Source organism: Pseudomonas amygdali (assembly GCF_002699855.1).
In the GTDB taxonomy this organism is placed as follows: Bacteria; Pseudomonadota; Gammaproteobacteria; order Pseudomonadales; family Pseudomonadaceae; genus Aquipseudomonas; species Aquipseudomonas amygdali.
Genome location: NZ_LKBW01000202.1, coordinates 1 through 975, shown reverse-complemented (window position 1 = coordinate 975; position 975 = coordinate 1). Strand labels below are relative to the sequence as shown.

Here is a 975-nt window from a genome sequence, read left to right as displayed (position 1 = left end):
TTTGGTCGGCATACATGCACCTCTAGCTACATGTTATGCCCGAACACAAAATTTCTGACAGTCTCAACCTTGATGTCTTTCGGGGCATTGACCCCGAGCCTCACCTGATTGCCGTTGATACCCAGAATCTGCACGGTGATGTCATCACCGATTGAAAACGTTTCACCAATTTCCCGCGTCAGTACCAGCATTTTTCCCACCCTTCTCGTTGCGCAAAAAGGCAGGGTGCATCGCGAAACCGAGCGCTTCAATGCGCTGATGGCAAATCAGTAACGCCCTTCAAACGCATCGGAAAAGACTGAAGGAAGGGTCTTACTTTCTAGCTAAATCTGTAGGAAATATCGCTGGCAGCCGCAGTTTTCATGCAGCAGACCAGCGCGGCCCCAGCAGAATGATAGTCGCGCCAATCACGCAGAAAGCCAGCCCCAGCCAGTCCGTGCCCAGCGGCCTGACCCGCTCGACCAGCCCCAGCCAGGCAATCGACGCGACGATGTAAATCCCGCCATACGCCGCATAGGTTCGTCCCGCATAGGCCGCTTCCACACGTGTCAGCAACAGCGCGAACAGTGTCAGGCTGATGAGTGCCGGAATGACCCACAGCGCGCTTTTGCCTTGGCGCAGCCATAGCCAGAAGGCATAGCAGCCGAATATCTCGAACAGGGCTGCGAGAAAGAACCACAGGTAATTGAGCACGATGGACTCGCTGAAAGGGGCTTAAAAGAGGGGCGTAACCCTATCAGAAAACAGCGCGGTCATGACCCTGATGACCTTGAACACGTCGCTCANGAGGACGCAGAGCGTCCAGAACGGCATGCGACGCGGAGCGTCGCACGATAGTCATAAACGTCGCACGATAGTTGAGATTATCGTTCCGCACGCTCTGGTATGACCCCCGAAGGTTGGACGCAACCTTTGGAGGCGTCATGGGTAAATATACAGTGCAGGCAAAACTCGCAGCCGTGAAAGAATATTGTG

Annotated in this window: 2 protein-coding genes; both read right to left on the bottom strand. The window is 54.5% G+C overall.

The features are described 5' to 3' along the window. Window positions 1-26: 26 nt before the first annotated feature. The gene (csrA, locus tag AO277_RS14135; protein WP_080899402.1) at window positions 27-191 is read right to left on the bottom strand and encodes a carbon storage regulator CsrA; all 165 of its coding nucleotides are present in this window, start codon (window positions 189-191) and stop codon (window positions 27-29) included. A 169-nt stretch (window positions 192-360) separates the two neighbouring features. Continuing rightward, entirely contained in the window at window positions 361-693 is a 333-nt protein-coding gene (locus AO277_RS14130; RefSeq protein WP_044320234.1) for a YnfA family protein, read from the bottom strand. Window positions 694-975: the final 282 nt, after the last annotated feature.